This window comes from Caballeronia sp. INML2 (genome assembly GCF_023631365.1).
Lineage (GTDB): Bacteria > Pseudomonadota > Gammaproteobacteria > Burkholderiales > Burkholderiaceae > Caballeronia > Caballeronia turbans.
Map to the genome: position 1 here is coordinate 185863 of NZ_JALQDH010000074.1, position 22648 is coordinate 208510.

At 64.5% G+C, this 22648-nt stretch carries 19 protein-coding genes; 8 read left to right on the forward strand and 11 right to left on the reverse strand.

Annotated features, from left to right (window positions below; genetic code table 11):
* Nucleotides 1-20 precede the first annotated feature (20 nt).
* Nucleotides 21-4895, reverse strand: a complete 4875-nt coding sequence (locus NCT32_RS25700; RefSeq protein WP_061116332.1) for a response regulator — start codon at nt 4893-4895, stop codon at nt 21-23.
* Nucleotides 4896-4958: 63 nt separating this feature from the next.
* The gene (locus tag NCT32_RS25705) at nt 4959-5348 is read right to left on the reverse strand and encodes a hypothetical protein (protein ID WP_143756270.1); all 390 of its coding nucleotides are present in this window, start codon (nt 5346-5348) and stop codon (nt 4959-4961) included.
* Nucleotides 5349-5451: 103 nt separating this feature from the next.
* Between NCT32_RS25705 and NCT32_RS25710 the strand changes: the two genes are divergently transcribed.
* Both NCT32_RS25710 and NCT32_RS25715 read left to right on the forward strand, forming a co-directional pair.
* The gene (locus NCT32_RS25710) at nt 5452-5706 is read left to right on the forward strand and encodes a DUF6723 family protein (RefSeq protein WP_061116334.1); all 255 of its coding nucleotides are present in this window, start codon (nt 5452-5454) and stop codon (nt 5704-5706) included.
* A gap of 289 nt (nt 5707-5995) precedes the next feature.
* Nucleotides 5996-7390, forward strand: coding sequence for an MFS transporter (locus tag NCT32_RS25715; protein ID WP_061116335.1), 1395 nt, complete (start codon nt 5996-5998; stop codon nt 7388-7390).
* Nucleotides 7391-7550: 160 nt separating this feature from the next.
* On the opposite strand, the gene NCT32_RS25720 is transcribed toward NCT32_RS25715, so the two are convergent.
* The 5 genes from NCT32_RS25720 to NCT32_RS25740 all read right to left on the reverse strand — a co-directional run bounded on the left by NCT32_RS25720 (nt 7551) and on the right by NCT32_RS25740 (nt 13336).
* On the reverse strand, nt 7551-8504 hold the full coding sequence (locus tag NCT32_RS25720) for an ABC transporter permease (RefSeq protein ID WP_061116523.1): 954 nt from the start codon (nt 8502-8504) through the stop codon (nt 7551-7553).
* Between the two features lie 7 nt (nt 8505-8511).
* The gene (locus tag NCT32_RS25725) at nt 8512-9492 is read right to left on the reverse strand and encodes an ABC transporter permease (RefSeq protein WP_061116336.1); all 981 of its coding nucleotides are present in this window, start codon (nt 9490-9492) and stop codon (nt 8512-8514) included.
* Nucleotides 9482-11044, reverse strand: a complete 1563-nt coding sequence (locus NCT32_RS25730) for a sugar ABC transporter ATP-binding protein (protein WP_250477809.1) — start codon at nt 11042-11044, stop codon at nt 9482-9484. Before NCT32_RS25730 ends, NCT32_RS25725 begins: the two co-directional genes overlap by 11 nt.
* A gap of 69 nt (nt 11045-11113) precedes the next feature.
* The gene (locus NCT32_RS25735) at nt 11114-12121 is read right to left on the reverse strand and encodes an ABC transporter substrate-binding protein (protein WP_061116524.1); all 1008 of its coding nucleotides are present in this window, start codon (nt 12119-12121) and stop codon (nt 11114-11116) included.
* Nucleotides 12122-12247: 126 nt separating this feature from the next.
* Nucleotides 12248-13336 (reverse strand): LacI family DNA-binding transcriptional regulator, encoded by a 1089-nt coding sequence (locus tag NCT32_RS25740; RefSeq protein ID WP_250477811.1) that lies wholly within the window; start codon nt 13334-13336, stop codon nt 12248-12250.
* A gap of 211 nt (nt 13337-13547) precedes the next feature.
* On the opposite strand from NCT32_RS25740, the gene NCT32_RS25745 reads away from it, so the two are divergent.
* Together NCT32_RS25745 and NCT32_RS25750 are read left to right on the forward strand one after the other, a co-directional pair.
* Nucleotides 13548-14348 (forward strand): phytanoyl-CoA dioxygenase family protein, encoded by an 801-nt coding sequence (locus tag NCT32_RS25745; protein ID WP_061116339.1) that lies wholly within the window; start codon nt 13548-13550, stop codon nt 14346-14348.
* Nucleotides 14345-15277 (forward strand): aldose 1-epimerase, encoded by a 933-nt coding sequence (locus NCT32_RS25750; RefSeq protein ID WP_061116340.1) that lies wholly within the window; start codon nt 14345-14347, stop codon nt 15275-15277. Before NCT32_RS25745 ends, NCT32_RS25750 begins: the two co-directional genes overlap by 4 nt.
* Before the next feature lie 12 nt (nt 15278-15289).
* On the opposite strand, the gene NCT32_RS25755 is transcribed toward NCT32_RS25750, so the two are convergent.
* The 3 genes from NCT32_RS25755 to NCT32_RS25765 form a co-directional block, all read right to left on the reverse strand.
* Nucleotides 15290-15598 carry a hypothetical protein gene (locus NCT32_RS25755; RefSeq protein WP_250477812.1) on the reverse strand — a complete coding sequence of 103 codons (309 nt, stop codon included), beginning with the start codon at nt 15596-15598 and terminating at the stop codon, nt 15290-15292.
* Between the two features lie 299 nt (nt 15599-15897).
* Nucleotides 15898-16191, reverse strand: a complete 294-nt coding sequence (locus NCT32_RS25760; RefSeq protein WP_086960751.1) for a hypothetical protein — start codon at nt 16189-16191, stop codon at nt 15898-15900.
* Nucleotides 16192-16339: 148 nt separating this feature from the next.
* Nucleotides 16340-16561, reverse strand: a complete 222-nt coding sequence (locus NCT32_RS25765) for a hypothetical protein (RefSeq protein ID WP_061116342.1) — start codon at nt 16559-16561, stop codon at nt 16340-16342.
* A 104-nt stretch (nt 16562-16665) separates the two neighbouring features.
* Between NCT32_RS25765 and NCT32_RS25770 the strand changes: the two genes are divergently transcribed.
* Complete coding sequence (locus tag NCT32_RS25770) at nt 16666-17877, forward strand: putative DNA modification/repair radical SAM protein (RefSeq protein WP_061116343.1); 1212 nt, start codon at nt 16666-16668, stop codon at nt 17875-17877.
* On the forward strand, nt 17877-19292 hold the full coding sequence (locus NCT32_RS25775) for a UdgX family uracil-DNA binding protein (protein ID WP_250477813.1): 1416 nt from the start codon (nt 17877-17879) through the stop codon (nt 19290-19292). The genes NCT32_RS25770 and NCT32_RS25775 overlap by 1 nt, the downstream gene beginning before the upstream one ends.
* A 13-nt stretch (nt 19293-19305) precedes the next feature.
* Here NCT32_RS25775 and NCT32_RS25780 read toward each other — a convergent pair whose 3' ends face one another.
* Nucleotides 19306-20094, reverse strand: a complete 789-nt coding sequence (locus tag NCT32_RS25780) for an SDR family NAD(P)-dependent oxidoreductase (RefSeq protein WP_061116345.1) — start codon at nt 20092-20094, stop codon at nt 19306-19308.
* Between the two features lie 386 nt (nt 20095-20480).
* On the opposite strand from NCT32_RS25780, the gene NCT32_RS25785 reads away from it, so the two are divergent.
* Both NCT32_RS25785 and cls read left to right on the forward strand, forming a co-directional pair.
* Complete coding sequence (locus NCT32_RS25785; RefSeq protein WP_061116346.1) at nt 20481-21290, forward strand: DUF4410 domain-containing protein; 810 nt, start codon at nt 20481-20483, stop codon at nt 21288-21290.
* A 78-nt stretch (nt 21291-21368) separates the two neighbouring features.
* A complete protein-coding gene (cls, locus tag NCT32_RS25790; RefSeq protein ID WP_061116347.1) occupies nt 21369-22640 on the forward strand; it encodes a cardiolipin synthase in 1272 nt (423 codons plus the stop codon).
* Nucleotides 22641-22648: the final 8 nt, after the last annotated feature.

Consider the following 22648-nt stretch of genomic DNA (forward strand, 5'->3'; position numbering starts at 1 on the left):
TGCGTCGCAGGGGCAATCGCTTACCTCGCCACGGCCGCATTCAACGCATTGATCAACGCCAGCGGGTCGAAAGGCTTGCGCACCTGAACGGACCTCGGCAAGGCGCGGCGCTCGTCGTCGCTGAGCGCGAGATCGTAGCCGGTCACGAATACGACGCCTAGCTGCGGCGCACCGCGACACGCGGCGATCGCCAGCTCCACGCCGGATTGCCCCGCAAGATCCACATCCGTCAGCAGCAATTCGAAGCGATGCTCGCGCAACAAAGCGAGCGCCTCGTCAACGCTGCCCGCATCGATCAGATCCAGTCCGAACGTGCGCAACATCTCAGCGGTGCTCGTGCGCACCAGTTCGTTGTCTTCGACGAACAGCACGCGCATGCGCGACAGCGCATCGTCCGGGGCGTTACGCGGCACACCCGTGTCGATGTCCGCCACCGCGGCCGCCGAGGTGTGCCCGGCTTGGCCGAGCACATGCCGCACCTTGCGCGCCAAAGCTTCATGCGTATAAGGCTTGCTCAACAGATCGATGCCTTCATCGAGCCGCCCCGCGTGAACGATCGCATTATCCGTATAGCCCGACGTGAACAGCACCGCGATGCCCGGCACGCGTTCGCGCGCCTTGCGCGCAAGCTCCGTGCTGCGCAACGGCCCCGGCATGACGACATCGGTGAAGAGCAGATCGATACGCACGCCGCTCTCGACGATCGCAAGCGCGCTCTGCGCATCCTTCGACCGCAACACGCGATACCCGAGATCCGCGAGCATCTCGACGACGGTCGCGCGCACTTCTTCATCGTCCTCGACCACGAGAATCGTTTCACTGCCGCCTTTGGCCGGACCGGCGTCGATATTGGCTTCAAGGTCTTCTTCCTCACGCGCGCGCGGCAGATAGATGCGCACCGTCGTGCCGTGTCCTTCCTCGCTGTACACCTTCACGTGCCCGCCGGATTGCTTGACGAAGCCGTACACCATCGACAGCCCGAGACCCGTGCCCTGACCCTCGCGCTTGGTCGTGAAGAACGGCTCGAACGCGCGTTCCTGCACTTCGGGCGACATCCCCGAGCCCGTGTCCGTCACGGCGACCATCACATACTGGCCGGGCGACACCTCGGCGTGGCGCATTGCGTAGGCTTCGTCGAGCGATGCATTGCCCGCTTCGATCGTGAGCTTTCCGTGACCGTTCATCGCATCGCGCGCGTTGATCGCGAGATTGAGCAGTGCGTTCTCGACCTGAAACGGATCGACGAGCGTATTCCACAAACCGCCCGACACGATGGTCTCGATTTCGATGCCATCGCCGAGTGCGCGCCGGAACATGTCGTCGAGGCCGCGCACGAAGCGGCCCAGATTCACGACCTTCGGCGCGAGCGGCTGCCGTCTGCCGAATGCGAGTAGCTGCGATGCGAGATTCGCGCCGCGCGCGACGCCCGCGAGCGCGTTCCTCACGCGCTGCTCCGGCTTGTCCTCGCCGGCGACGTCCTTCGCGAGCAATTGCAGATTGCCGCCGATCACTTGCAGCAGATTGTTGAAGTCGTGCGCGACGCCGCCCGTCAGCTTGCCGATCGCTTCCATTTTCTGCGCCATGCGCAGCGCTTCCTCGGCCTGACGCAGCGCCTCGGCGGTTTCGCGATCCGCCGTGACGTCGCGGCCCACGCCGTGAATGCGCCGCGTGCGCGGGTCGAGCGATACCGTCCACGCGATCCAGCGCCAGCCGCCATCCGAGCGGCTCAGCCGGCATTCGTAGCGCACCGGCACGCCGTTCGCACGCAGGCTGCCGAGTTCGGCGGTGGCCGCGTGAACGTCGTCCGGATGCACGAGGTCCATCACCGTGTGCGAATGCAGGCGATGCGAATCGAAGCCGAGCACCGTCGTCCATGAAGGACTCACGCGCAGCAGCGCGCCCTCGAAGCTCGCGACGAAGAACAGGTCCTCGCTCAGTTCCCACAGGCGGTCGCGGTCGGCGACGGCATCGGCCACACGGCGCTCCAGCGTCTCGTTCAGATCGCGCAGCGCCGCCTGCGCCTTCGTGCGTTCCGCGATCTCGTCCTGCGCCGCCTGATAGAGACGCGCATTGTCGATGGCGATCGCCGCCTGCGATGCGATGCCTGTGAGAATCCGCTCAGCGCGCTCCGTGAATACGCCCGGCTCAGGATGTCCGAAGAAGAGCCCGCCGAGCACTTCGCCCGTGCGCGAGATGACCGGCGCGGCGAGATAGCTGCACACGGCGAGATGGCCTTTGGGCATGCCGTGATGCGGCGCGTTGTGGCCGTAGCGTGGATCTTTCGTGATGTCGTCCGAGCGCACGATGCCTTCGCCCGCAAAGGTCGGACCGAACACGGCGGTGTTGCGCGGCATCGGGAACCGGTCGAACGTGTCCTTGGGCACGCCCGACAGCGCGTAAAGGGTATAGCGTGCGCCCTTGTCGTCGAGCACGTTGTAGAAGAACGAGCCGAAGGCGGCGCCCGTCAGCTCGGTCGCGGCATCGACGACGATCTGCACCGCGCGGCTCAGCTCGAGCTCCCCCGCGACCGCCGTGCCGACGCGGTTGAGGATCTCCAGCGTGCGCGATTCGTCACGCAGCTTCTGCTCGGTCGCGCGACGCAATCGCGCGAGGCGCAGATTGCTCGACACGCGCGCGACCAGTTCGCGCGCGGGGAAGGGCTTGGTCAGATAGTCGTCCGCGCCCGCTTCGAGGCCGCCAACGCGCGCCTCCTCGCCCGCGCGCGCCGACAGCAGCACGACCGGCGTGTCGCGCAGCGCCTCGTCCTCGCGCACCGCCTGCAGGAGCGCGAAGCCGTCGAGGCGCGGCATCATCACGTCGGAGACGATCACCTCGGGACGCACGGAACGCGCCATCGCGAGCGCGGCCTCGCCATCGGCGGCGACGCTCACGTCGTGGCCTGCCGCGCTCAGCATGCGGCGCATGTAGTCGCGCAGGTCGGCGTTGTCGTCGACTATGAGCACGCGGCCCGGCAGCGCGTCCGCGGGCGTCGGCTCGGCGGTTGCCGTCGCGCCGAGCGGCGTGTCTTCCTCGCTCTCGGCGACCGGCTGCTCATCCGCGTCAGGCATCCAGCGCATGGCGGCATCGACATACGACCGGGCGCGATTGCTCGCCTCGGCATGCGGCGCGCCGGGCGCGTCGAGCGCGGGCTCGAGCGGGGCGGGCAAGGTCACGGTGAAGCACGCGCCGTGGCCGGACGTGCTGTCCACGCGGATCGTGCCGCCATGCAGCTTGACGAGCTCCTGCACCATCGCGAGACCGATGCCGCTGCCTTCCATCGAACGGCCCGCCGCACCCGCGACGCGATGAAAGCGCTCGAACACGCGCGCGAGCTCCTGTTCCGGAATGCCGATGCCGGTATCGCGCACGCTCAGTTCGATGCCGTGCTCCGCGTTCGCGTGCAGCGAAATCCGGATGAAGCCGTCGAACGTGAACTTGAACGCGTTCGACAGCAGGTTCATCACGATCTTTTCCCACATGTCGCGGTCGATGTTCGCGATCACGGGCGTCGATCCGATGTCGATCTCGAGGCGCAGGCCGGCCGATTCGATCGCCGAGCGAAAGAGCGAGGCGAGCTCGGCGGTGAACACGGCGATGTCTGTCGGCTGGCGATGAATCTCGATGCGCCCGGCCTCGATGCGCGAGAAGTCGAGCAGTGCGTTGACGAGCTTCAGGAGCCGCAAGCCATTGCGATGCATGACCTCGACGACGCGCATGTCTTCCCGGCTCACGCGGTCGGGGCTCGTGAGCAGTTCTTCGAGCGGGCCGAGCATCAGCGTGAGCGGCGTCCTGAACTCGTGGCTGATATTGGAGAAGAACGTGGTCTTCGCGCGGTCGATTTCGGCGAGTGCTTCGGCGCGCCGGCGCTCTTCGTCGTAGGCGTGCGCGTAGCCGATCGCCGCGCCGATCTGGCTCGCGACCAGATTCATGAAGGCGCGATAGCCATCGTCGAACAGCCGATAGGGATTGAGCGCGGCGATCAGCACGCACGCGGGACCGGTTTCGCCCGAAGGCGCGATGGGCACGATCACGGCGCTCGCCGGCGCGACGCTCCATGCGCCGGTGGGCAGAGGCGCATCGATGATGCGATCCAGGTTCGTGACGATGCGTGCCTCGTTGTCGCGCAGCACGTCCTGGAAGGGCCACGGGTTCTGGCGCGCGGCATGCAGGACCGCGGGCGCGGCGCGATGCTCCGGCTCGATGCCGCACGCGCTGACGAGCGTCGCCGTATCGCCGCCCGGCTCGACGGCATAGAGCAGCGCGAAAGGCATGTCGCGCGACGCCGTCTGCAACGCGCTCATCGACCGTTCGCACGCTTCGCGCCAGGTGCGCGCGTCGGCCGCCGATGCCGCCAGCTCGCGCAGCACGTTCAACTGGCGCTCGCCGAGCACGCGTTGCGTGTCGTCGCTGTTCGCGCAGATGATGCCGCCCGCGCCGCCGCGATCGTCGGGAATCGGGCTGTAGGAGAACGTGTAATACGTTTCTTCCGGAAAGCCGTTGCGCTCCATGATGAGGAGCTTCTGTTCGACGTACGTGCCTTCGACGCCCGCGAGCGCGGTGTCGAGCAGCGGACCGATCTCGTTCCAGATTTCGCGCCACACGACCGAGGTCGGCCGGCCGAGTGCTTGCGGATGCTTGCCGCCGATGATCGACTTGTACGCGTCGTTGTAGAAGAAGAGCAGGTCGGGGCCCCAGCCGACCCAGATCGGCTGGCGGGAGGTGAGCATGATGCGGATGGCCGTCTTGAGACTTTGCGGCCAGTGCTCGGGCGCGCCGAGCGCCGTTTGCGTCCAGTCGAGCGCACGGATGAGCGCGCCCATTTCGCCGCCGCCCAGGAGGAAGCTCGGGTCGAGACCGTCCATCCTCGTATCCGCGATCAGATTGTCAGCTTTCATCGACGCTTGGTCTCCTCGCCCGGTCTCTCGATGCGGCGACGTCATGTGGCGGCAATGCCCGAATTAACGCTCGAATCGCCCGCGCGCCGCGTTTGCACGGCGCGCAGGCGATTTCGAATTCTCGCACGGAAAACGCTTCGCTTCGCGTCGGCCCTGCGCGTGTGAGGCCCGTCCGCAAACGCGCTCAGGGCGCGGCGACGAATCGAGGCCCGTTGCGCGCACCGTGTCCTGCGCCTGCGTCGACCCGAGAAAGCGCTGCAGCGCGTGCGCCTCGTCCGCATGCTCCACGCCGACCGATTGCACTTCCTCCGGAATCCGCCCGACGAATTGCGCGCCCGGCACCGATAGCAATTCGCCGGCCTGCTGAACGCCTATGTCGTCATCGCCGCTCGCGACGAGCGATGCGACCGGGATGGTCGGCACCATCTCCAGCAAGGCCGCACGCGCGCGCAAGGCAGGGCCGCGTGGGCCTTCGGAACGCTTTTTGCTGAACCGATGCAGCACAAGCACATTGCGTACTCACGCTGCCACGACGTTCGAGAACATGTCCAGACCGATGCCTAGAACCACACTCAACTCCGAAGCCGGAATCTACGAAGGCTTCGATATCTACGCGTCGTATGTGGTCAACGCGACGGGCATGCACATTGGCACACTCAAAGTAGTTCGCAAACGGGACAAGCGCGTGCTCTATCCCTTCGACGGCTGCGAGACCATCGGCCCGTTCGAATCCAGCGAGGATGCGCGGCGCGCCGCCGAAGAACTCGGCAGACGTATCGTCACGGCGGATATCGCAAATCCGGAGCGCTGATCGCATCGCTTGCTAATGTCCTATGACGCTTGTCGACGAAACGGCACGATGCGCGGATATCCACACAGTCGGCAGGCCCGACCGCCCGAATCGGAGCAACGCGGTAAATAGCCCCGCGTATGCGCGGTCGATCGGCAAGAATCGCCCGCGTTTCGGGGAAAACCCCAGCGTTGCGATCGTCCTAGGACATGCCAGCCGTGCCGCATGCGTCTGTATCTTGACCTCAAGGCGGTGCGTGGCGCGCAACTCAGGCGCAGCACCGGGTCACTGACGCATCCGGACAACGACTATGAGTTACCTGCAACCATCCACGAAGCCAGACGCGCAGGCGCGCGGACCCATCAGACGCGCCATGGCGGCCTCGGCCATCGGCAACGCGACCGAGTGGTTCGACTACGGCATCTACAGCTACGGCCTCACTTATATTTCGGCGGCGCTTTTTCCCGGCAGCACCGCGCAGGCCACCCTCTTCGCGCTCGCGACCTTTGCGATTTCCTTCCTTGTCCGGCCGCTCGGCGGACTCTTTTGGGGGCCGCTTGGCGACAGGCTCGGCCGCAAGCATGTGCTCGCGCTGACCATCATCATCATGTCGGTGGCCACGCTGCTCGTCGGCCTCTTGCCGTCGTATGGAAGCATCGGCTTATGGGCGCCGGCGGCGCTCGTCGCGCTGCGCATGATCCAGGGCTTCTCGACGGGCGGCGAGTACGGCGGCGCGGCGACGTTCATGGCGGAGTACGCGCCCGATGACAAGCGCGGCTTTTGCGGCAGTTTCCTCGAGTTCGGCACGCTAGCGGGGTTCTCGCTCGGCGCATTGCTGATGCTCGGATGCTCGGTTCTGCTCGGCAACGACGCGATGCACGCATGGGGCTGGCGCCTGCCGTTCCTCGTCGCGGCGCCGCTCGGTCTGATCGGCCTGTATCTGCGTTCGAAGATGGAAGATACGCCGGTGTTCCGCGAGTGCGCCGAAGCGTCCGAACGCGAACATCATGCGGGCGTGCCCTTGGGTGAGCTTTTCGCGCGCTACTGGAAGCCGCTGCTTCAATTGGGCGGGCTGGTCGTGGCGCTGAACGTGGTGAACTACGTGCTGCTCGCGTATATGCCGACCTTCATGAAGAAGGAACTCGGCATGAGCGATAACCTTTCGCTGCTGCTGCCCTTGATCGGCATGTTGTCGATGATGGTGCTGCTGCCGTTCGCGGGCGCACTGTCGGATCGCATCGGGCGAAAGAAGGTGTGGTGGCTTTCGCTCGCCGGTATCTTCGTCGCGGCCGTGCCGATGTTCACGTTGATGTCGCATGGCATCGCGGGCGCGCTGATCGGGCTGGGCGTGCTGGGGCTGCTTTATGTGCCGCAACTGGCGAGCATCTCGGCAATGTTTCCCGCGATGTTTCCGACGCAGGCGCGTTATGCGGGCATGGCGATCGCCTATAACATTTCGACGTCGATCTTCGGCGGCACTGCGCCGATGGTGACGGACTGGCTCATCGGGCGCACGGGCAGCACGCTGGTTCCGGCGTATTACATGATGGGTGCTTGCGCGGTCGGCGCCATTGCGTTGTTGTTCGTCACCGAGACCGTGGGATGCTCGCTGCGCGGGCGGGACATTCCGGGCGCGAAGGCAGTGTCAGGGACGCGTCGGGAGGATGCGGGGGTTGAGAGGCTGCCGGAGCATCGGCACGCTTGATGGATTTTTCTTGATTGGTTCGCGGCCCGGCGATTTTTTGCTCGGGCCGATTTTTTTTTGCCGTTACTTCGTGAGGCTCGATTCTCGTTCGTCAGCTATTTGATGCGCAGCAGGCAGGCTTGTCGACGCCGCCGGGGGCAACTGCATGCACCCCCATCCCTCAATGTGCCACCTTCACCGCCTTCTTCCCACCCAGAACGCGCGCCTGCAACACGATCACAAGCAACAAAAACAGCCCGCGAATCACCGACTGCCAGTAAGCGGAAAGCGAGATGTACCCCAGCCCGTTTTCGAAGTTCAAAAGATTGAACACAAGACCAAGCAGCGCGACGCCGGCGATCGTCATCGCGATGGAACCTTCGCCGCCTGTCAGGCGCGTGCCGCCGAGCACCACGGCCGAAATCGCGAACAACTCCCAGCCGACGCCCTCGTTCGGCTGGCCCGCGCCGAACTGCGCGGCGAGAATGGCGCCGGCGATGCCGGCGAGCAAGCCGGAAACTGCATAAACCAACACCAGCGTGCGATCGACATTCAGACCCATCAATCGCGAAGCTTCTTCGCTGCCGCCGATCGCGAGCGCATGCCGCCCGAACCGCGAGCTGCGCAACGCAATCCAACCGATCACGGCCGCCGCCGCACAGACGATTCCCGGAATCGGCAAACCCAGAAAATCGCCTTGCCCGAATGCGGCGAAGTTCATGTCCGACGATATCGCCACCGCATCGTTATGACCGAGCAAGAGCGCGAGCCCATGCGCGCCGAGGCTCGTCGCCAGCGTGACGATGAACGGCAGGATCCGCATGTGCGTGATGACGAGTCCGTTCAACACGCCTACCGCGAGCCCGGCGAGCGATCCCGCGATCACGCCCGCCCACGCCCCGTGCGGGCTCGCCAGCGCCGATACGACGCTCGCGAGCGCAGCCACAGCACCGACCGACAGATCGATGCCCCCCGTGATGATCACGAACGCCATGCCGATGGATATCAGCAGGAACATCGAGTTGTATCGCCAGAACGACGTCACGTTATACGCCGACAGGAAATGCTCATAGCGCATGACGCCAAGCACGAGCAACGCGACGAGCGCGATCAGAATGGGCAAGTTCTTTTTCATGGCAAAGTCAGCCTCGCTTGCGTTGCACATACACCGCGGCGATGATGATCGCGGCCTTGAGCACGAGCGCGGCGGCATCCGGAATGCCGTGCGCGAGTAGCGTGTAACGCAATAACTGAATGATGAGCGCGCCGATCAGCGTGCCCGTGATGTACGCCTTGCCGCCCGTCAGCGCAGTGCCGCCGACCGCCACCGCCGCGATCGCATCGAGTTCGACGCCCAGACCCACGACGTTCGCATCCGACGATGAATTCACCGATATCGAAATGAGCCCCGCGAGGCCCGCGAGCGCGGCGCATGCCGTGTACGCGATCATTTTCACGCGCGCGGTCGGAATGCCGGAGAGATACGCGGCATCCTCGTTGCCGCCCGTCACGAGCAGGTATTTGCCGAAGAGCGTCTTGCGCACGATCCATGTGAACGACGCGACGAGCGCGAGCATCAACAGGATCTGGAACGGCACGCCCGCGACCTTGCCGAGCGCGATCCACTGAAACGCCGGATTGTTGAACGCCTGCAGACTGCCATCGGTGACGACCTGCGCGATGCCGCGTCCCGCGATGAACAGCACGAGCGTTGCGACGATCGGCTGCACGTTCAGGCGCGTCACGAGAAAACCGTTGAAGACGCCGCACGCGGCAGCGGCGATGACCGGCAACGTGAACGCGAGCAGAACGCCGGGTGGCCCGTCGATATTCATGAAGAGCATCGGCGCGAGCGCACCGGCGATCGCCATCGAAGCACCAACCGACAAATCGATGCCGCCTGTTGCAACGACGAGCGTCATGCCGATGCCGACGATCACGATCGTCACCACTTGCGTGAGGTTCACGTTGAACGTCTGCAACGAAAGAAAGTGCTGCGTGAAGATCAGGTTGAAGACGATCATCGCGAGTAGCACGGCGACTTCGCGCTGAATCGCGACGCCGCGTTTTTTCTTCACGGGCGCCTGCGCGATCGGCGCGGCGCGTTGGGTGTCATCGATCATGTCTGGCTTCCTCCACCGCTTCGGCGAGTGTCGATTCCGCGCCCGCGCCGTAAGCGATCGCGTCCATGATGGAGGCCTCGTTCATCTGCGCACCGTCGAGTCGCGCGACCGTTTCGCCATCGCGTATCACGACCGCGCGATCGGCCACGGCGGTGAGTTCTTCCAGTTCCGATGCGGACAGCAGCACCGCAAGGCCCGCATCGCGCAGCTCACGCACGATCTTTGCGACATCGGCTTTCGCGCCGACATCGATGCCGCGGGTGGGTTCATCGAGCAGCAGCAGGCGAGGGTGCGTCGCGAGCCAGCGCGCGAGCAGTACCTTCTGCTGATTGCCGCCCGAGAGTTCACGTATCGGCTGGTCCGGCGAACGCAGCTTGATGCCGAGCGATTCGACAAAACCATCGACGATCTCGCGCTGCTTCGAGACGTCCACCACGCCGCGCTTCGTCAACGCAGGCAGGCACACGAGCGTGAGGTTGTCGCGCACGGAGAGCTCCGGCACGATGCCTTCGGCCTTGCGATCTTCCGTCAGATAAGCGATGCCGCGCGCGATCGCATCTTTCGGCGATTTGAACGCGGCGCTCTCGCCGCCGACAGCGAGCACGCCCCTCGCCGGACGATCCGCGCCGAAGAGAAGGCGCATCGTCTCCGTGCGTCCCGAGCCGAGCAATCCCGCGAGACCGACGGCTTCGCCCGCGTGCACATCGAGCGATACGTCCGTGACTTTCGCGCCCGCGGCGAGGCCTTGCGTGGAGAGCACGACGGGCCCGCGCTTCGCTAGATTCGCTTCTTTCACCGCGCTGTCCTCGTGCACCACGGCGGCGAGCGTGCGGCCGAGCATCGTCGTGACGAGCTTCAGCTTGTCCATCTCCTGCATCGAATTTTCGGCGACGGTCTGACCGTCTCGCATCACGGTGACCCGATCGCACAGTGCATAAAGTTCATCGAGCCGATGCGACACGAAGGTCACCGCGCGCCCGTCATCGCGCAAACGGCGCACGACGTTGAAGAGCAGTTCGACCTCGCGTTCGTCGAGCGAAGACGTCGATTCATCCATGATGACGAGCTTCGCATCCGACGACACCGCGCGTGCGAGTGCGACCATCTGCTGAATGGCGGTCGAATACTCGCGCACGGGCTTCTTCACATCGATGCGTAATCCGAATGATTCGAGCAATTCAGCCGCACGCCGCTGCACGGTCTTCCAGTCGATGAGACCGAAACGGCGCGGCTCGCGTCCGAGAAATATGTTCTCCGCGACCGAGCGGAACGGCACGAGATTGATCTCCTGATAGATCGTGCTGATGCCCGCTTCGCGCGCGTCCTTGGGCGTGCGGAAATCGACCTCGCGGCCATCGAAGCGGATCGTGCCCGCACTCTTGCGATATGCGCCCGTGAGAATCTTGATGAGCGTGGATTTGCCCGCGCCGTTCTGGCCGATGAGCGCGTGCACTTCGCCGGCCGCAACTGAGAGGCGCGCGTGTTTGAGCGCCGCGACGCCGCCGAACGCGATGTCGATGTCCTGCATGTCGAGAAGGGGAGTCTGAGCCATGCCGTGAGTCCGTCGAAATGAAAAAGCGAGCGCCTTCGATCAGGCGCCCGCAAGACACACACGCTTCGCTCAATACCCGTACTGCATGCTCGCGTCGACGTTGCTCTTGTCGTAGAAGCGATCCGAGACCTTTACCCACGGCGGAATCGTCTCGCCCTTCGCGTACTTCTGCGCGACATCGCATGCGAGCGGCCCGAAGAACGGGCTCGACTGCACGCTCGCGCCGAGTTCGCCCGCCTTGATCGCCTCGAGGCCGCCCTTGGTACCGTCGATCGTCACGAGGACGATGTCCTTGCCCGGCTGCTTGCCCGCCGCCTTGATCGCGGCGATCGCGCCGAGGGCCATTTCGTCGTTATGGGCGTAGACGGCGGTGACATCCGGATGCGCCTGCAGAAGCGTCTCCATCACCTGGCGGCCCTTGTCGCGCGCGAAATCGCCGCTTTGCGACGCGACGATCTTCATGCCCGGATTCTTCGCGATGACTTCGTCGAAGCCCTTCTTGCGATCGTTCGCCGCGGAGGCGCCCGTCGATCCTTCCAGTTCGATGATCGTCGCCTTGCCGTTCGTCGCCTTCACGAGCCAGTCGGCGGCGCGGTGCCCCTGATCGATGAAGTCCGAGCCGATGAACGTGATGTAATCCTTGCCCGCCTTCGCCATCGACTGGTCGATGTTGCGGTCCACGAGAATCACCGGAATGCCCGCCTTCTTCGCCTGCATCACGACGGGCACGAGCGGCTTCTCTTCACGAGGCGGGAACACCAGCAGATCGACATGCTGCGCGATCATGCTCTGGATGTCCGAGACCTGTTTGGCCGCCGAGCTGTTGGCATCGGTCATGACCATCTGCCAGCCGCATTTCGCGGCGATCTCCTTGAAGCTCTTGGTTTCCGCGAGTCGCCACGGGTTGTTGCTCTCCGTCTGGGCAAAGCCGACCTTCAACGGCTTCTTGTTCGGGATTTTCGGCAGTCCGTCATCGGCGGCGTGGGCGGCGGTGAAGCCGGCTGCGAGCGTCAGTGCGGTCAGTGCGGCGGCGAGCGGGCGCAGGCCCATGCGCGATTTCTTCTCTAGCGACAGCATGTCTTCCTCCATAGGATGGTTTGCCTTTTTGGTCGTGCCGATGCTTGTGTTGCCCGGTCTGCCTGCTGCGAGAGTAGTCATGCGTACTACGACTTCGGCGATTGTTTCATTGCCGTTTATTAACGTCTAATCACTAATAATATTAATTGCGAGTTGCCGGGCTTCGGCGATTTCCCTGACAGAGCCGCGCTCGATCAGCGGTCCGTCGAGTTTCACGGTGCGACGCCGCACCGGCGCGCCTGCGGCGCGGTTCTCTTCCTCCTGTAGCAGCGTCTCGACCGCCCAGCGCCCAAGCTCGTAGTTCGGCAGCACGACGGTGGAAAGCGGCGGATGCGTATGCCGCGCGATCTCCTGATCGTCATACCCGAGCACGGAGACGTCGTCCGGCACGCGCAGGCCGAGCTGCTTCAGCGCCTCGATTGCGCCGAGCGCCATCAGGTCGTTCGCGCAGAAGATCGCGGTCGGCGGGCTCGGCTCGCGCATCAGCGAGAGCGTGTGCTCGAAGCCGGTGTCCGGGCTCCAGTCGCCTTCGCGCACGAGTTCGGGCGCGAACGGCAGATCGGCCGTCGCGAGCGCGGTCCGGTAGCCCTTCAGCCGGTCGCGCGCCGCGTCCTGCCACGGTTCGCCGTTGATATAGCCGATGCGCTTGTGGCCCGCGGCGAGGAGATGATCCGTCGCGGTATGGCCGCCCGCGACTTCGGCGGGCACGACCGACGACACGCTTGCATCGCTCGTATAGCAGTTGAGCAGCACGGTCGGAACTCTGGCGAGCACCGCTGGCAGCGTCACCCGGCGCGTGTAGACCGTCGCGTAGACCACGCCCAGCACGTTCGGATTGCCGAGCGTCGCGTCGAGCACGCGCGCCTCGATTTCCGCGTTGCCGTGCGTCGAATAGACCGCGAGCATGCGGCCATTGGCAAAGGCGGCATCGCGTGCGCCGTCGATGCTGACGACCGGATGCGGGCTCGTCGAAATTTCGTCGGCGAGATAAACGATCAGATTGCGTTCGCCCTGACTCTTCAGTGCCGTGACCGGCTCGCGCTGCGTCATGCGATAGCCGAGTTCCTGCGCGGCGCGCAGCACCTTGTCGCGCGTGGTGTCGGAAAACTTCGCGCCGCTTGCGTTGTTGAGCACGAGCGAGACCGTCGATTGCGACACTCCGGTGAGCTTCGCGATGTCGGTCATCGTCGGGCGGCGTTGCGTGGATTTTTTCATCGTGTGCGCTGCGTGCGGCGTCTGGACCCTGCGCGGACGACGTCGCGCGGGACGGAAAAACTTGCCATTAATATTAGTGATGAACGACGCGGAAAGCACGTGTTTATTGGGCATTTCAGATCAGGGTTTTCACCGGTTATGACTAATAATATTGACGAACGAATTACACGCGTGCGATTCTGTTCTCACACTCGCAATGAGGAGATTGCGCATGCGCAAATACGACGAGACCACGCGAGACGCGTTCGCCGAAGCGTTCGAACGAGACGGCTTTCTGCTTCTGCGCGACCATTTCCCGCGTGCGGCGCTCGAAGCCTGGAGGGATGCGTTCGCGCCGCTTCTGCAACCGCACGTCGATGCGGCACGCGAAGCATCGACGAGCGGGAATCGCGGACCGGGCCGCTACTACGTCACGCTGCCGTTCGAAGGCGTGTTCGCGGATCCCTCGATCTTTTGCGATGAAGACATCGTCGGCATCGTCGAGCGAGTGGCCGGGCGCGATCCGGTAATGTGCCAACTCGCCACCGATACGCCCGTAGCCGGCTCCGAGTACCAGGACTGGCATCGCGATACACCGCCGCTTTTCGACGACGCACCCGAGACGCCTTCATTCCAGCTTGCGGTGAATTTCCCGCTCGTCGATGTCGATGCGCGCAACGGCCCGCTGGAAACGACGCGCGGCACGCATCGCATGTCGCGGGACGAAGCGCTGGCGGGCCTCGAAGCAGGGCGCTTCGCTGCCGAGCAAGTGCCGATGAAAGTCGGCGACGTGATGATTCGCGATGTTCGCGGGCTGCATCGCGGCACGCCGAATCTGAGCGGCGATCCACGTCCGATGGTGGTGATCGGCTACAGCCGCGCGTGGTACTTCCGGCCCGAGGTGCATATCGACGTGCCGCGCGACGTGTTCGCCGAACTGCCTGCGCGAGCGCGGCGTCTGTTGCGCTTCAATCCCTTGGTCGAGAAGACGGCGCGCACCTTCGACGAAAGCTACCGGCAGTTCGCGTATTGAGCGCCGCGCCGTCGGATACGCTCGTCGAGCTGCGTCACGGCACCCGGCGCGTACTGCTCGCGCCGCACGTGGGCGGATCGATCGCGGCCTTCGACGAAACACGCGATGGCCGTTCGATCGACTGGCTGCGTCCCGCGACGCCTGCCGCGCTCGACGCGCGCGATCCGCTCGGCATGGCGAGCTTTCCGCTCCTGCCGTATTGCAACCGCATCCGAGATGCGCGTTTCAGTTTCGGCGGTGCGATCGTCGATCTGTCCGGCGACGGCAATGCCTTCGCTCATGCGCTTCATGGCAACGCATGGCGCTTGCCGTGGAAAGTGGTCGAGGGGTCGAACTCGCGCGCGCGTTTGCATTTTTTGCACGCGCCTTCGGGTGCAGCGGGGCATCACTGGCCGTTCGCGTATGAAGCGACTCAGGACATCGTGCTCGATGCACACACGCTAACCGTCACGATCTGCGCGCGCAACCTGTCCGATCGGCCGATGCCCTTCGGCATGGGGCATCACCCATACTATCCGCGCACGCGAAACACACGCGTTCACGCACGCGTCGCCGCGATGTGGCATAGCACGCCGGATCTGCTGCCGACGCACGCGGGCGCGCATCCGTGCGTCGATGCGATGGCGTCGAAAGAAGGCATGTGCCCGGATGCGTTCGATCTCGACAACAACTTCGCGGGCTGGTCGCGTACGGCGACAATCGCGTGGCCGGACGAAGGGCGCGCGATCACGTTGAGCGCCGAGGCGCCGTTCGATCACATGGTGGTGTACGCGCCGGCGTCGCATCCCGATTTGCTCTGCGTGGAGCCGGTGAGCAACGTGGCGGATTGGGTCAATCTCCATGTCGATCACGCGATGAAGGGCGGCGCGGTGTTGAAGCCGGGCGAGTCGGTCACCGCGTCATTCGCGTGGACGACTCGCTTCGGGTAGAACTCCGCTCGCTTACTGACCGAAGAAGATGTCGCAGCGCGGCGTCGCGGCGCAGCCGGTCTGAGCGCGCCCGCTCGCGGATGCGCCTGCGCCGGCGGTCATGCCGCCGTAAGCGGCGTCATCGGCCTGGGCCGCGGGCATGGCGGCCGTCTGCTGCTCCGGCGCGGCCTGCGACATGTACATCGGGCGCATCGTCTGAACGAGTTGCTGCGCATCGGCGGGCATGCCCTCGGCATGTGCCGCACCGATGCCGCCGACGTTGGCGACGACCGCGCATGCGGCCATCATCGCGAAAAGTGTTGGACTGACTTTGGACTTCATGCTCCAGCTCCTTGAACGAAATGCACAAGCAGCCGGGAACACGATTCTCGGACTCCTTGCCGCTTTGTCGATGGATGGGTTCGAGCGCAACGGCCAATGGCAAAAGATGCGCTACCCGGCGCGACGAAAGAAGACGCGTCGAGTGCAACGCATGGCGCTCAGTGGCTACGTTACGGCGATGAAGGAGCGGGAGAAATCCCTATTTGGTAGGGATGCTTCGGTAGGGTGCTGAAGAACATCAAAAACGCGCTCGGGCAAGCAAGTAGCCCGAGCGCGTTGAAGCAACGACTTCCAAACGCTTAGTATGACTTGGCAGCGCCGCCGCTCGACGTACCCGAGTCGGAACTGCTCTTCTTGTTCTTGTGCATCTTGCTGCTTTGGGACGAGTCCATTGTGTTTGCGCCCGATGCGCCCGAGGTCGTGCCCGTCACACCGTTGGCGTTGGGCGTGCTCATCCCGGTTCCGCCTTGACCCGCTCCGTTGCCACCCGCCGTGCCGCCACCTGCGCCGCCGCCCGCGCCTTGCGCGAACGCCGCGCCCGACAGACTCAGAATCATGGCCGAAACAAGCAGACTTCTCTTTGCGTTTTTCATGGTTTCCTCCCGTTGATCGATGGTCTCGATACGCTCCGCCTCGCAGAATGCTGCAGCGTCGCCGTTTGACTTGCGCAATCGCCGTGCCGCCCGCGAGCGCGCGGCAATGGCGGTGCATCAGACCATGCTGCGGGAAACGACGCGATCGTTACGCAAGCGCCTCGTCACACCATTCGATGGCCCACGCGCGCGCGCAATGCACGGCATCGGATTCGGTCGCGAACGCATCGAGTTCGCCGGATTCGAAAACTTCCACGTGCGCCGCGTGTTCGTCCGGCAGATGCGTGATCTTCGCGTGAGCGTAGTAGCTGCCGTCCTGGTCGTGACGCGCGGTGCAATCGATATGGAAAGTCTTGTAGTCGAATCGCATAAAAAAGGCTCCGGGAAATGTGTTTCGCGGGCAGGCGCGAAGCGTGCGCAAGCGTATTTGCGTTTGACTCCTCACCTCTCGTGACATACAGTATCATATGCAAGATGGACCTTTCCGAAAAGCTCGAAATCCTTGCGGACGCCGCCAAGTACGATGCTTCATGCGCGAGCGGCGGCGCGCCGAAACGTGAGTCGCGCGGCATCGACGGTCTCGGCGCCAGCACCGGTTCGGGCATCTGCCACAGCTTCACGCCTGACGGCCGCTGCGTGTCGCTGCTCAAGATTTTATTGACGAACTTTTGTCTTTACGATTGCCGCTATTGCATCAACCGGCGGTCCAGCAATGTGCCGCGCGCCCGTTTCACGCCGGAGGAAGTCGTCAGCCTGACGCTCGACTTCTATCGCCGAAATTACATCGACGGACTGTTCCTGAGCTCCGGCGTGATTCGTTCTTCGAACTACACGATGGAGCAACTCGTCCTCGTCGCGAAGACGCTGCGCGAGAAGCATCACTTTCGCGGCTATATCCATCTGAAGACGATTCCCGATGCCGACCCGGAGATCATCGCGCAAGCGGGACGCCACGCCGACCGCCTGAGCGTGAACATCGAGTTGCCGACCGAAATCAGCCTCGAGCGTCTCGCGCCCGAAAAAAGCGGCCGCACGATCAGGCTGGCGATGGGCAACATTCGCGTCGCGCGGGAGGAGTCGGAAGTCGAGCCGCGTGCGCCGCGTTTCGCGCCGGCGGGGCAGAGCACGCAAATGATCGTCGGCGCCGACGAAACCGACGATCGCACGATCCTCGGCACCGCTGAGACGCTATACGGCTCATATCAGTTGAAGCGCGTGTATTACTCGGCGTTCAGCCCGATTCCCGACAGCCCGTCGGGGGTGCCGTCGCAAGCGCCGCCGCTCCTGCGCGAGCATCGCCTGTATCAGGCGGACTTTCTGATGCGCGGCTATGGATTCGGCGCCGCCGAACTGCTCGGCGATGCCGGCAATCTGCCGCTCGATGTCGACCCGAAGCTCGCGTGGGCGCTCGCGCATCGCGACCGCTTTCCCGTCGATCTGAATGCCGCGCCCGCGCGCATGATTGCGCGTGTGCCCGGCATCGGCATGCGCAATGCGAAGCGCATCGTCGAGCTGCGGCGTGCGCGGCGCGTGCGTTATCAGGATCTCGTGAAGTTGCGCTGCGGCATGGACAAGGTGAAGCCTTTCGTCGTGACGGCGGATTACCGGCCGCCGCTTGCCGAGTCGCCGTCCGAAAATCTTCGGCGCGCGCTGGCCACCGGTCCCGTGCAGCTTTCGCTGATCTGATGCACGTCATCGTCATCGACGACGATTTCGACGCATGGCGCGTCGCCGCGCTCGATGCGCTCGCGCAAGGACTCACGCCCGAAGCGATCGACTGGCGCACGCCGGAGGCGCAGCCGGCGCTGTTCAGCGAACCGGCGCCCGCGGCCAACGCAGCTCACGGGCCGCAAATCCGCGTGTCACGCGAACTCGCGTCGCTTTTGAAGGACGCCGCGCATTTCCGCGATGCCCGCCGCTGGAGCTTCCTCTATCGCGTTCTCTGGCGCTGGGCGCAAGGCGACCGCGCAGTTGCGTCGCCCGCCGATGAAGACGGCGCGCGCCTCTACAGGATGGCGAAGGCGGTGCGCCGGGCGCAGCACGACATGATCGCGTACGTGCGCTTCCGGCAGCGCGAGGCATCGCTCGGCGCCCCCGAATATGTGGCGTGGTACGAGCCCGGCCACGACGTCCTCGCCTGGGGCGCGGAGCATTTCGCGGCACGCATGGGACGCTCGACGTGGCTCATCGCGACGCCCGACGGCGCCGCGATGTTCGACGGCGAGCGCCTGCAACTGGAACGCCGCCCCGCGCTCGCATCGGATCATGCGAGCGATACGCCCGACGCGGCCGAAGCGCTCTGGATGACCTACTACCGCAGCATCTTCAATCCCGCGCGCCTGAACGAATCCGCACTCGAACAGCACATGCCGGTGCGTTTCTGGAAAGGGCTGCCGGAAGGTGCGCTGATTCCGCAACTCGTGAGCGCTGCGCGCGGCGGCGCACGTCGCGTCGCGCAGGCGCAGCGCGTCGGCGCGCTCGGCGGCAAGGCGGTGCAGGTACAGGCGCGGGACGCACAACCCGAACGCGACGCGCCCACGTCGCTCGACACGTGCCGCCGCTGCGATCTGTGGCGCAACGCGACGCAGGCGGTGCGCGGCGCGGGCCCGGCCGATGCGCGCATCATGCTGCTCGGCGAACAGCCCGGCGATCAGGAGGATTTGAAGGGCGAGCCGTTCGTCGGCCCGGCGGGGCAACTGCTTCAAGAAGCGATGCAGCGCGCCGGCATGCCGCGCGAGCAGGTCTATCTGACCAACGCGGTGAAACATTTCAAGTGGGAGCCGCGCGGCAAGCGGCGTCTGCACAAGACGCCCGCGCAACAGGAAGTCGAAGCGTGTTCGTACTGGCTCGAACAGGAATTGCACGAGGTCGGCGCGCGCGTGATCGTTACGCTCGGCGCGACGGCGTTGACGGCGCTTTTCGGACGACGCGCGACGCTATCCGCGCATCTGGGACGCGTCGTGCCGTATCGGGATAAACAGGTTGTCGCGACGTATCACCCGTCGTATGCGCTTCGGCAGAACGACGAAGCCGCGCGCGAGCGAACCGTCGCGGCCATCGTCGAGGCGCTCGAACGGGCGCGCGAGCTCATCGGCAGATAAGCCCGGAACGAGCTCAGAACGCCGCGCGAATCACGCCGCCGTCCGCGCGCAACGCCGCGCCGTTCGTCGCCGATGACAACTCCGAGCACACATACGCCACCATGTTCGCGATTTCCTCGGGCGTGATGAAGCGCTTGAGAATCGAGGTCGGCCGCGCTTCTTCGAAGAACTGCGTCTCGAAGTCCTGAAAGCTCTTGCCCCCCGAAAGTTTTTCGACGAACTCGGTGACGCCCTCGGAACTCGTCGGCCCCGGCAGCACTGAATTGACCGTGACGTTCGTGCCCTCGCACGTTTCCGCGAGACCGCGCGCGAGGGATATCTGCGCCGATTTCGTCATGCCGTAATGAATCATCTCGACGGGAATCTGGATGCCGCTCTCGCTGCTGATGAACACGACGCGGCCCCAGTTCTTCTCCTTCATCTTCGGCAGATACGCACGCGACAGTCGCACGCCCGACATGACATTGGCATTGAAGAAGCGCAGCCATTCCTCGTCGGGGATCTCCTCGAATGGCTTCGGATCGAAGATGCCCATGTTGTTGACGAGAATATCGACATGCGCAAAGCGCTTCACGAGGTCGTCGACCTGCGCGGCGTCCGAGACGTCGCCCGCGAAGCCTTCGGCCTGCGCGTTCGGCACGAGTTCGCGCAGCTTCGCGAGCGCCGCGTCGACGGACGCCTGCGAGCGGCCGTTGATGATCACGCGCGCGCCTTCACGCGCCAGCGCCACGGCGATGGCATGCCCGATGCCTTTCGTCGAACCGGACACCAGCGCGAGCCTGTTGGCGATCTTGAGATCCATTTCTGCTCCTTCGAACGAGTTTGCGGATTGCGTCGACGTCCAGGCGCGACGGGTTCGGAGGATGGTAACCAGAACCGGGCTGGTTTGCAGAAGTCACGCGCATCAGCGGTCGACGTGCCCTGGTTAGTTAGGAAAACAAATGAATATGTTGCCCTTCGGAAATGCGGTCCCTCGCATGATTTGTATCTGTCAGAGGATTGCGCGAACATCCCGCGCGGCCCATGAAACTCCGCGACATAAATGCCCGATGGCCAGCGCTGCGGCCTTCGGCCATAGTTGCACCTGCGTGATCGAGAGCGAAAACAGCACAGAGAACCGAGAGCCGCATCACGCATCCCGAATCCACTCATTCATGATTCCCGGCGCGGCCGGTACGGAGGTGCAACATGTCCAACCCGATCAAATTCTCGTCGCTCAATGCGGTCTTCAAGAAAGCGCGCGGCGCGGCGCTGGCCGGATTCATCGTCGGCACGGCGCTGCTTGCCGGATGCGCGAGCAATCCCGCACAAGCCTCGGGCCAATACAACCAGTACGGCGGCCAATACGTGCAGACCGTCGCGGCCGTGCCCGCCGTGCGTCCCGACACCATCTACGTCTATACCTTCGCGAGCGATTCCAGCGACGTGAAGCTCGACAATCACGGCCTGATCTCGAAGATCGGTTCCGCAATGTCCGGTGATTCGCAGGCGCAAAAGCAGGCGCAGGACGCCGTCGCGGCGCGCGATGAGGTCGCGAACGAAATCGTCGCGAAGCTTCAGTCGATGGGCCTTCGCGCGGTCCGCGCCGACGTGCCGCCGCCGCAAGACCAGAACGTGCTCGAGGTCGTTGGCAACATCAGCACGATCGACGCGGGCAATCGTCGCCGCCGCATGGTGATCGGCCTCGGCGCGGGCGAAAGCAAGGTCGGCGCGACCGTGCAGCTCGTCTTCAAGCCGGCGCACGGCGCGCCGCAACTGCTCGAACAGTTCGACGCGAAAGCCGACAGCGGCCACGCGCCGGGCGTCGCGGAAATGGCGGGCATCGGCGCGGCGGCGGGACATGTCGCGACTTCGATCGCGGTGTCGGGCGGGCTGCATGCCCTATCGGAGACAAAGCACGCAGGCGTGTCGTCCGATGAAAAGCGTCTCGCCGACACCATCGCCAAACAGATCGTGAAGCTCGGCCAGGAGCAGGGCTGGATGGCGGCGAAGAGCTGATCGAAGTCGAAACATGCGTGGTCCGGAAGCTGCTTGCACTATGATTCCGGACGAATGTTCGCTTTGCGAGGCCCGCGCATGCTGACGATTGCCCTGATTGTCCTGACCGTTGTGGCGACGCTCGTCGTCGTGCTCGTGATTGCGAATCTGACGAGTGGCGAGAAGAAGATCGAGCACAAGATCGAACGGCTCTACGCGAGCGACGATCCGCAATTCATACGCTCGATGGGTCTGCTGCTCGGACCGCCCGTCATCGGCGGAAACCGCTTCGAGGTGCTCCTGAACGGCGACGCGATCTTTCCGTCGATGCTCGAAGGCATCCGCGCGGCGCGAGAAACGATTACCTTCGAGACCTTCATTTACTGGTCGGGCGCGATCGGCGAGCAGATTGCCAGCGCACTGTCCGACAAGGCGCGCTCGGGCGTCGCGGTGCATGTGCTGCTCGACTGGGTCGGCTCGTCGAAAATGGACAAGCGCTACCTGCAGATGTTGCGCGAGGCGGGCGCGGAGGTGATCCAGTATCACAAGCCGCACTGGACGGGACTCGGGCGCATGAACGACCGGACTCACCGCAAGCTGCTGGTGATCGACGGGCACATCGGGTTCACGGGCGGCGTCGGCATCGCCGAGGAATGGACCGGGCACGCGCAGGACGAAAAGCACTGGCGCGACACGCATTTTCGCGTCGAAGGCCCCGCGGTCGGGCAGATGCAGGCGGTGTTCATGGACAACTGGGTCAAGGCGACGGGCAACGTATTGCACGGCCCCGCCTATTTCCCGCATATCGACGCCGCGGGCGACGGCTTCGCCCACATGTTCAGCAGTTCGCCCTCGGGCGGCAGCGACGACATGCAGTTGATGTACCTCATGGGGATCACCGCCGCCACGCACTCCATCCATTTGTCGAGCGCGTACTTCGTGCCGGACAAGCTGACCATCAACGCGATCGTCGAGGCGGCGAAGCGCGGCGTGCGCGTGCGCATCATCACGCCGGGCAAGCGCATCGACACGCACACGGTACGCGAGGCGTCGCGCGCGTGCTGGGGCGATCTGCTCGCGGCGGGCGTCGAGATGTACGAGTATCAGCCGACGATGTTCCACTGCAAGCTCATCGTGGTCGACGAATATCTGGTTTCGGTCGGCTCGACCAACTTCGACAGCCGCTCGTTCAAGCTCAACGACGAAGCCAACCTCAATATCTACGACCGCGATTTCGCGCGTCGCCAGACAGCGATTTTCGACGACGACGTCGCCCAGTCGAAACGCATCACGCTCGATGACTGGCGCCGCCGTTCGCTCCCGGAAAAGCTGCTGGAGCGCGTTGCCGCGCTGCTCGATTCGCAGCTTTGATGTCGGCA

Bases quoted from the DNA above. Each gene is read 5' to 3' on its own strand.
- NCT32_RS25700 (WP_061116332.1), bottom strand. From the start codon at position 4,895: ATGAAAGCTGACAATCTGATCGCGGATACGAGGATGGACGGTCTCGAC.
- NCT32_RS25710 (WP_061116334.1), top strand. From the start codon at position 5,452: ATGCCTAGAACCACACTCAACTCCGAAGCCGGAATCTACGAAGGCTTC.
- NCT32_RS25715 (WP_061116335.1), top strand. From the start codon at position 5,996: ATGAGTTACCTGCAACCATCCACGAAGCCAGACGCGCAGGCGCGCGGA.
- NCT32_RS25720 (WP_061116523.1), bottom strand. From the start codon at position 8,504: ATGAAAAAGAACTTGCCCATTCTGATCGCGCTCGTCGCGTTGCTCGTG.
- NCT32_RS25725 (WP_061116336.1), bottom strand. From the start codon at position 9,492: ATGATCGATGACACCCAACGCGCCGCGCCGATCGCGCAGGCGCCCGTG.
- NCT32_RS25730 (WP_250477809.1), bottom strand. From the start codon at position 11,044: ATGGCTCAGACTCCCCTTCTCGACATGCAGGACATCGACATCGCGTTC.
- NCT32_RS25735 (WP_061116524.1), bottom strand. From the start codon at position 12,121: ATGCTGTCGCTAGAGAAGAAATCGCGCATGGGCCTGCGCCCGCTCGCC.
- NCT32_RS25740 (WP_250477811.1), bottom strand. From the start codon at position 13,336: ATGAAAAAATCCACGCAACGCCGCCCGACGATGACCGACATCGCGAAG.
- NCT32_RS25745 (WP_061116339.1), top strand. From the start codon at position 13,548: ATGCGCAAATACGACGAGACCACGCGAGACGCGTTCGCCGAAGCGTTC.
- NCT32_RS25755 (WP_250477812.1), bottom strand. From the start codon at position 15,598: ATGAAGTCCAAAGTCAGTCCAACACTTTTCGCGATGATGGCCGCATGC.
- NCT32_RS25760 (WP_086960751.1), bottom strand. From the start codon at position 16,191: ATGAAAAACGCAAAGAGAAGTCTGCTTGTTTCGGCCATGATTCTGAGT.
- NCT32_RS25765 (WP_061116342.1), bottom strand. From the start codon at position 16,561: ATGCGATTCGACTACAAGACTTTCCATATCGATTGCACCGCGCGTCAC.
- NCT32_RS25770 (WP_061116343.1), top strand. From the start codon at position 16,666: ATGGACCTTTCCGAAAAGCTCGAAATCCTTGCGGACGCCGCCAAGTAC.
- NCT32_RS25775 (WP_250477813.1), top strand. From the start codon at position 17,877: ATGCACGTCATCGTCATCGACGACGATTTCGACGCATGGCGCGTCGCC.
- NCT32_RS25780 (WP_061116345.1), bottom strand. From the start codon at position 20,094: ATGGATCTCAAGATCGCCAACAGGCTCGCGCTGGTGTCCGGTTCGACG.
- NCT32_RS25785 (WP_061116346.1), top strand. From the start codon at position 20,481: ATGTCCAACCCGATCAAATTCTCGTCGCTCAATGCGGTCTTCAAGAAA.
- cls (WP_061116347.1), top strand. From the start codon at position 21,369: ATGCTGACGATTGCCCTGATTGTCCTGACCGTTGTGGCGACGCTCGTC.